The following is an 8048-nucleotide window of genomic DNA, read 5'->3' on the forward strand; positions in this document are numbered from 1 at the left end:
CCTGTGAAGGTGCCCGGCCCTCCCGCGTCGTGCTCGGGGCTCAGGAACGCGTGCCCGTGATCGCCTCCGCGGCCGCGACCCCGCACACCCGTGCCGCGCCGTGCGTGGCGATGTGCAGCACGCCACGGGGCGGCGCCTCGGGCAGGCCCATCTCGACCACGACCGTGTCGGGACGCGCCGCCAGCACCTCGTCCAGCGCCTCGCTCATCCACCCGTGCCGGTGGGCGTCCCGGACGACGGCGACGATGCGCCGCTCCCCCGCGGCCCTCAGCACCTCGGCGGCCGGCGACGTGCTTCCGCTGCTGTAGGTGCCCGTCTCCGTGCCGGGCAGTATCCGGGCCAGCTCGGCCGCGACGCCCCACGGGGTCTCGTCACCGACCGCGATGTTGGCGACCGGGGTGAGCGCCGCGACGTACGCCGGCTCGCTCAGCGGCTCGGCGGTGCCCGTGACCGTCACGGCCCGGCGGGCGGCGACCAGACCGATGCCGGCTCCGGCGCCGGGCGCGGTCCCCTCCTGCATGTCCGCGCCCGGCTCCGAGGCAGCCCCCCTGACCCCCTGCGTCCAGGACGCGAGGGCCCGTACACGCGCGGCCGCGTCGGCCAGCCGCTCCTCGGGCAGCTCACCGCTCCGCACCGCTGCCACCAGGGCGTCGCGCAGCCGCAGCACCGTGTCCTCGTCGGCCAGCCCGCCGCCGACACAGATGGCGTCGGCTCCCGCGGCGATGGCGAGGACGGATCCTCGCTCGATGCCGTACGTGCCGGCGATGGCGTCCATCTCCATGCCGTCGGTGACGATCAGCCCTTCGTAGCCCATCTCCTTGCGCAGCAGACCGGTGAGGATCTGCGGGCTCAGGGTCGCGGGCCGGTTCGGGTCCAGTGCGGGAAGCAGGATATGGGCGCTCATCACCGCTTTGGAACCCGCTGCGACGGCGGCCCGGAAAGGCACCAGCTCACGGGCGTGCAGGGTGTCCGGGTCCACATCGATGCGGGGCAGCGAGTGGTGCGAGTCGACCGCCGTGTCGCCGTGCCCCGGGAAGTGCTTGGTGCAGGCGGCCACACCGGCGGCCTGGAGGCCCTCGACGTAGGCGGCGGTGTGTCTGGCGACGAGCCCGGTGTCGGCGCCGAAGGAGCGCACACCGATGACCGGGTTGCCCGGATTGGAGTTGATGTCGGCGGACGGTGCCCAGTTGAGGTTGACCCCGCACTCGGCCAGCCGGCGGCCGAGCTCCCGGGCGACGGCCCTGGTCAGGTCCACGTCGTCGACGGAGCCGAGGGCGAGATTGCCCGGGAAGGACGAGCCGCTGCGGACCTCCAGCCGGGTGACGTCGCCGCCCTCCTCGTCGATCGCGACGAGTACGTCGTCCCGCTCGGCCCGCAGCCGGGCCGTGAGCGCGGCGAGCTGCTCGGGCGAGTGGATGTTGCGGCCGAACAGTCCGACGGAGGCCAGGCCTTCACCGACCCTGCGCAGGAGCCAGTCCGGGGCGGTCGTGCCGGTGAAGCCGGGCTGCAGGACGGCGAGCGCGTCGCGGGTGACGGTGTCCGTGGTGGAAACGAGTGTGGTCATGGGGCTGCGTTATCCCTTCACGGCGCCGGAGGTGAGCCCCGTTGCCATCTTCCCCTGAATGATCATGAAGAAGATGACGACCGGGATGGAGATGAGCGTGGAGGCCGCCATCAACGCGCCGTAGTCCGTACCGCGTTCCGTCGTGAACGTCATCAGCCACACGTTGAGCGTGTACTTGGAGTTGTCGTTGATCAGGATGTACGCGAAGAGGTACTCGTTCCAGGCGTTGACCAGCGCGAAGATGGACGCGGCCGCGAGCCCCGGCGCCAGCAGCGGGAAGATGACCCGGCGGAAGGCCCCCATGCGGGTACAGCCGTCCACCATCGCGGACTCCTCGAGCTCCACGGGGATGTTGATCACGAACCCGCGGATCATGATGGTCGCGAACGGCAGCGTGGACACCAGGTAGACGACGATGAGCCCCCAGTACTCATCGATGCCTCCCAGCGCGTTGAGCTGGAGGTAGATCGGGATCAGCATCGCGGTCGGCGGCAGCATCTGGACCAGAATCATGATCATCATCAGCGCCTTCCGCCCGAAGAAGCGGAAGCGCCCGATGGCGAGCGCGGCGAGGGTCGCGATGATCATCCCGCCGACGACGGCCGTGACCGAGACGATGAGGCTCGACTGGATCGCCGTGGCGAAGTTGTCCTGCTTCACCGCACGCGCGAAGTTGTCGAAGGTGAGGGAGGACGGCCACAGGGTCTGGTCGTAGGAGCGGATCTCATGGTTGGGACGCAGCGAACTGACGATCAGCCAGTAGACCGGGAAGGCCATGAGCGCGGCCGTGACCAGCGCCAGGATGTTGTAGCCGAGGCGGTTGCGCTTGCGGTCGGGCCGCAGGACCTGGGCCGGCGCTTTCGTGGGCGTGGAGGCGCTCATTCGACCTCTCCCGTCTTGATCAGCTGGCGCAGGTAGTACACGGCGACGCCGGAGAGCATCAGGACGGTGATCAGTGCGATCGCGCTGCCCTGGCTGAAGGAGGTGGACTCGAACGCCTTGGAGAAGGAGTAGAGACCGAGGGTCTCGTACTCGGGTTCGGGCTTGTTGCCGCGCAGCAGCCAGATCTGGCCGAACACGTTGAAGTCCCAGATGACCGAGAGCGTGGCGACCATCGTGAAGACCGGCTTGATGACGGGCCAGGTCACGTAGCGGTAGACGCCGAAGGCGGTGGCTCCGTCGAGCGCCGCCGCCTCCTCCAGCTCCTTGGGGACCTGGGTGAGGGCCGCGTACATCGTGATCACGACGAACGGGATGGCGCCCCAGACGACCAGGAGCGTGATGATGCCGAAGCCCTGCCACGGGTCGAGGAACCAGTTGTGGCCGAGCCACCGGTCCTCGTTGCCCGTGAGGTCGGCGAGCAGGGTGTTGATCAGGCCGTAGTCGGAGTCGGAGAGCCAGCGGAAGACCGAGGCGGCGACCATGAGCGGCATGGACCAGGCGGCGATCAGGGCCACCGTGAGGACGATCCGCACCCAGGTGGAGACCCTCAGCATCATCAACGCGATCAGCAGGCCGATGCCCATGGTCAGCACGACGCATATGGTCATGAAGACGACGGTCCTGCCGACGACCGACCAGAACTCCGGGTCGCCGAGGATGTTGGTGAACTGCTCGAAGCCGACCCACGGGGTCTCGCCGTTGCCCCAGAGGGCCGCCCGTCCCAGGTCCTGGAAGGACATGATCACGGTCTTGATCAGCGGGTAGACGTAGACGGCGGCGATCGCCAGGATCGCCGGCAGGATCAGGAGGTAGGGGAGGAGTTCCCCCTTCTTCCGCCGCTTCTTCGGGCGTGGCCCGGCGGCTTCCTGCCCGGAGGGCGGATTCCCGGTCTTCTCCGGGACACGCGGTACGGGGACCGGTGGACCGGCGGCCTTGGTGTCGGCAGCAGTCACGTGACTGACCTTCCATCGGGATTCCGGGGATCTGCACCCGGGAATCACGGCGTTCTACCTCAGAAAAGGGAGGCGGGGGCCCGGTGTTCGCCGGACCCCCGCCTGGAGAGCCGAAGGCCCGGGGACTACTTGTTGATGAGCTCGTTGATCTTGTCGTCGGCCTTCTTGGCGGCGTCGGCCACCGAGGCACCCTTGAGGATCTCCAGGAGCATGTTCTCCAGGACCTCCTCCTTCTCGATGGAGGTCCAGCCCGGCGCGATCGGCGTGAACCAGGCGTCCGGCACCGCGTTGGCGACGGCGGCCGTCTCCGGCTTGGACTTCAGCGGCTCGAGCTGCTTCTCGTTGTTCGGGAGGATGTTCTTGGAGGTGAGCACCTCCTGCGACTTCTCACTGGTGAAGAGCGAGACCCACTCCTCGCCCAGGTCGGTGACCTTGGACTTGGCGGTCACCGCGAGGTCCGAACCGCCGATGAAGGACGGGAGGGCCTTGCCGTCCGGGCCGGGCATACCGGCCGTGCCGATCTTGCCCTCGAGCTTCGGGTTGCCGTTGTTGGCGCCGTCGACGACGGAGCCGGCCTCCCAGCCGTTGCCGTAGATCAGGGCCGCCTTCTCGTTGGCCATGACGTTGGCGTGGTCCTGCTCGTCCTTGGTCTGGTCGGCCTTGTTGTACTTCTTGACCAGGTTGACGAAGTGCTCGATGCCCTTCTGGGACTCGGGGGAGGAGAGGTTGCCCTTCCACTCCTTCGCGCCCTCGTCGTACTCGGCGATGGAGCCGCCGTAGCCCGCGACGTAGGACATGGCCGCGTACCAGTAACGGCCCGGCAGGTAGAGGGACGAGAAGCGCTTGTCCTTCTTGCTGTACTCCGCCGAGACCTTGTCGAGGGCGGCGAGCAGCTCGTCCTCGGTCTGCGGGAGGGCGTCGCTGCCGGTGCCCTTCTTGAGCATGTCCTTGTTGTAGATCGCGACACGGGCGCCCGCGTAGTAGGGCACGCAGAACTGCTTGCCCTCGAAGGTGCAGGTGTCCTTCAGACCCTTGATCCAGGTGTCCGAGTTGTCGTACTTCTTGGGGTCGATCTCGGCCAGGGCGCCGTTGAGGATGTACTGCATCGTCTCGGTGTTGCCGAGCTCGACGACGTCCGGGAACTTGTCGCCACCGAGGGCCGTGTCGAGCTTCTTGGCCTTGTCCGCCCACTGCTGGTACTGGACGTTGACCTTGACCTTCGGGTACTTCTTGTTGAACTGCGCGTTGACGTCCTTGACCAGTTCCGGCCAGGTGCTCTGCGCGTCGACCATGAGCCAGACCGTCAGGCTCTCGGTGCGGTCCTTCGGGTCCTTCGAGGCGTTGTCATTACTGTCCCCACCACACGCCGCGATTCCGGTCATCATCGCTGCGACGCCTACTGCCGCAATGAGCTTGCGCTTCATGCCACACCCTCCTCAGGGATACCAGCAACCCCCCGCCCACCGCGAAGACGTACGCCTGGCGCTACCTGTGGGGCTGGGACCTGGTCTTTAATGGTTTAGACCAGTACCGGGAGCTTGGCCTAGACCTTTAGGGGTGTCAAGGGTGTATAAGAAGTGCACTCGCGTCCGTTATCGGACCGACACCTGAGGGAGGGCGACGACCCGTGACCGGACCGTGCCACCATGTGAGCCGCGACAGACGGAGGAGCCGGTGACGGCAGCAACGCAGCAGTCGGGAAGGCGGGCCATGGGTGCCGACGGGGGCAGCAGTACGAGCGAGACCGGTGCGGGTGCGCGTACGGCACGCGTCCCGAAGTACTACCGGCTCAAGCGCCATCTCCTCGAAATGACGGACACCATGCCGCCCGGCACCCCGGTGCCGCCCGAGCGGACCCTGGCCGCGGAGTTCGACACCTCGCGCACCACGGTGCGTCAGGCCCTCCAGGAGCTGGTGGTCGAGGGCCGGCTGGAGCGCATCCAGGGCAAGGGCACCTTCGTCGCCAAGCCGAAGGTCTCCCAGGCCCTGCAACTCACCTCGTACACCGAGGACATGCGCGCCCAGGGCCTGGAACCCACGTCCCAGCTGCTGGACATCGGCTACGTCACGGCGGACGACACGCTCGCCGGGCTGCTGGACATCACGACGGGCGGGCGGGTGCTGCGGATCGAGCGGCTCCGGCTCGCCAGCGGTGAACCGATGGCCATCGAGACCACACACCTCTCGGCCAAGCGCTTTCCCGCACTGCGCCGTTCACTGGTGAAGTACACCTCGCTCTACACCGCCCTGGCCGAGGTGTACGACGTGCGGCTCGCCGAGGCCGAGGAGACCATCGAGACCTCCCTCGCCACTCCGCGCGAGGCGGGACTGCTCGGCACGGACGTCGGCCTTCCGATGCTCATGCTGTCCCGGCACTCGATCGACGGGGACGGCGAACCGGTGGAGTGGGTGCGCTCGGTGTACCGGGGCGACCGCTACAAGTTCGTGGCCCGCCTGAAGCGTCCCACCGACTGAGAAACTTCCGGGCCCCTTCGGCGGTTGATCCCCCTGCACGCGCGGGGGGATCAGTCATTTCGGGCGACACCGGACCGTTGCAGGACCGCAATGCGGACGGGGGGTGACGGTGGCCGGAACTCTCGCCTAGATTTCCTGCGCATTACACCAGGTGATCAGCGAGGGGACGGAGTCGCCACATGTCAGAAGAAACCGGTGCGAACCCACCGACAGCACCGACAGTGACACCCACAAGGGTGGTGATCGCGCTCTGTCTGATCGCCCCGTTCGTGGCGATGCTCTGGGTCAGTTCGTACGCGAAGGTCGAACCGACCTTCATCGGCATCCCATTCTTCTACTGGTACCAGATGCTCTGGGTGCTCATCTCGACCGCTCTCACCATGATCGCGTACATGTTGTGGCAGCGTGACCAGCGCGCCCGCAAGGGAGGTGCGTCCGCATGAAGGACGGCGTGAACGGCGTCGCACTCGCCGTATTCATCTTCTTCTTCGTCGCCGTCACGGTCATCGGATTCATGGCCGCGCGCTGGCGCAAGGCCGAGAACGAGGCCAGTCTCGACGAATGGGGCCTGGGCGGACGGTCGTTCGGCACCTGGGTCACCTGGTTCCTGCTCGGCGGCGACCTCTACACGGCGTACACCTTCGTCGCGGTGCCCGCGGCGATCTACGCGGCGGGCGCGGCCGGCTTCTTCGCCGTCCCGTACACGATCCTCGTCTACCCGCTGATCTTCACCTTCCTGCCGCGCCTGTGGTCGGTCTCGCACAAGCACGGCTACGTCACCACCTCGGACTTCGTCCGCGGCCGCTTCGGCTCCAAGGGCCTCTCGCTGGCGGTGGCCCTCACCGGCATCCTCGCCACGATGCCGTACATCGCGCTCCAGCTGGTCGGCATCCAGGCCGTGCTGGACGTCATGGGCGTCGGCGGCGGCGAGAACACGCACTGGTTCATCAAGGACCTGCCGCTGCTGATCGCCTTCGCCGTCCTCGCCGCGTACACCTACTCCTCGGGGCTGCGCGCGCCCGCGCTCATCGCGTTCGTCAAGGACGGCCTGATCTACCTGGTCATCGCCGTGGCGATCATCTACATCCCGATAAAGCTCGGTGGGTTCGACGACATCTTCGCCAAGGCGGGCGAGGCGTTCTCGGCGAAGAACGAGGCTGCGGGGAAGCCCGTCGCGGGCCTCGTCCCGGGCGACATGGGCCAGTGGGGCTACGCCACGCTGGCTCTGGGTTCGGCACTGGCCCTCTTCATGTATCCGCACTCGATCACGGCGACGCTCTCCAGCCGCAGCCGTGAGGTGATCCGGCGCAACACCACGATCCTGCCGTTGTACTCGCTGATGCTGGGCCTGCTGGCCCTGCTCGGATTCATGGCGATCGCCGCCGGGATCAAGGTGGACAACGGGCAGCTCGCGATCCCCCAGCTGTTCGAGAACATGTTCCCCGACTGGTTCGCGGGCGTGGCCTTCGCCGCGATCGGGATCGGCGCCCTCGTGCCGGCCGCGATCATGTCGATCGCCGCGGCGAACCTCTTCACCCGCAACATCTACAAGGACTTCATCAAGCCCGATGCCACCCCGGCTCAGGAGACCAAGGTCTCCAAGCTGGTCTCGCTGCTGGTCAAGGTCGGCGCGCTCGCCTTCGTCCTCACCATGGACAAGACGGTCGCGATCAACTTCCAGCTGCTGGGCGGCATCTGGATCCTCCAGACGATGCCGGCCCTGGTGGGCGGCCTGTTCACCCGCTGGTTCCACCGCTGGGCGCTGATCGCGGGCTGGGCGGTCGGCATGATCTACGGCACGGTGGCCGCCTACGGCGTCGCCAGCCCGACCCAGAAGCACTTCGGCGGGTCCTCGAAGGAGATCCCGGGCATCGGCGAGATCGGCTACATCGGTCTCACCGCGATCGTGCTGAACATCGTCGTCGTGGTCGTGCTGACCTTCGTCCTCAACGCGCTGAAGGCCCCGGCGGGTATCGACGAGACCTCCCCGTCCGACTACACCGCGGACGTCGGCGACCCCGGCGTCAAGGCCGAACTCCCCGCACCCACGAAGGGTGCGCCGGGCGATCACGCCCCCCTGGAACGGCTGTAGCGCACGATGTCCGTCCCGGCAG

Annotated in this window: 7 protein-coding genes; 3 read left to right on the forward strand and 4 right to left on the reverse strand. The window is 67.5% G+C overall.

What is annotated here, in order from left to right:
* Window positions 1-40 precede the first annotated feature (40 nt).
* The 4 genes from ACFWFI_RS38240 to ACFWFI_RS38255 all read right to left on the reverse strand — a co-directional run bounded on the left by ACFWFI_RS38240 (window position 41) and on the right by ACFWFI_RS38255 (window position 4883).
* The gene (locus tag ACFWFI_RS38240; protein ID WP_387399700.1) at window positions 41-1564 is read right to left on the reverse strand and encodes a glycoside hydrolase family 3 protein; all 1524 of its coding nucleotides are present in this window, start codon (window positions 1562-1564) and stop codon (window positions 41-43) included.
* Between the two features lie 9 nt (window positions 1565-1573).
* On the reverse strand, window positions 1574-2446 hold the full coding sequence (locus ACFWFI_RS38245) for a carbohydrate ABC transporter permease (RefSeq protein WP_387399702.1): 873 nt from the start codon (window positions 2444-2446) through the stop codon (window positions 1574-1576).
* Entirely contained in the window at window positions 2443-3459 is a 1017-nt protein-coding gene (locus tag ACFWFI_RS38250) for a carbohydrate ABC transporter permease (RefSeq protein WP_387399704.1), read from the reverse strand. Before ACFWFI_RS38250 ends, ACFWFI_RS38245 begins: the two co-directional genes overlap by 4 nt.
* 125 nt (window positions 3460-3584) lie before the next feature.
* Window positions 3585-4883, reverse strand: coding sequence for a sugar ABC transporter substrate-binding protein (locus tag ACFWFI_RS38255; RefSeq protein WP_387399706.1), 1299 nt, complete (start codon window positions 4881-4883; stop codon window positions 3585-3587).
* A 286-nt stretch (window positions 4884-5169) separates the two neighbouring features.
* Here ACFWFI_RS38255 and ACFWFI_RS38260 point away from each other — a divergent pair, with 286 nt between their 5' ends.
* From ACFWFI_RS38260 to mctP, 3 genes are all read left to right on the forward strand, one after another.
* Window positions 5170-5934 (forward strand): GntR family transcriptional regulator, encoded by a 765-nt coding sequence (locus ACFWFI_RS38260; RefSeq protein WP_387399712.1) that lies wholly within the window; start codon window positions 5170-5172, stop codon window positions 5932-5934.
* Between the two features lie 179 nt (window positions 5935-6113).
* Window positions 6114-6377: a DUF3311 domain-containing protein gene (locus ACFWFI_RS38265; RefSeq protein WP_387399708.1), complete on the forward strand. Its 264-nt coding sequence runs from the start codon at window positions 6114-6116 to the stop codon at window positions 6375-6377.
* The gene (mctP, locus tag ACFWFI_RS38270; protein ID WP_387399710.1) at window positions 6374-8026 is read left to right on the forward strand and encodes a monocarboxylate uptake permease MctP; all 1653 of its coding nucleotides are present in this window, start codon (window positions 6374-6376) and stop codon (window positions 8024-8026) included. Before ACFWFI_RS38265 ends, mctP begins: the two co-directional genes overlap by 4 nt.
* The last annotated feature ends 22 nt before the right edge of the window (window positions 8027-8048 follow it).

It is taken from the genome of Streptomyces sp. NPDC060209 (assembly GCF_042728155.1).
Lineage (GTDB): Bacteria > Actinomycetota > Actinomycetes > Streptomycetales > Streptomycetaceae > Streptomyces.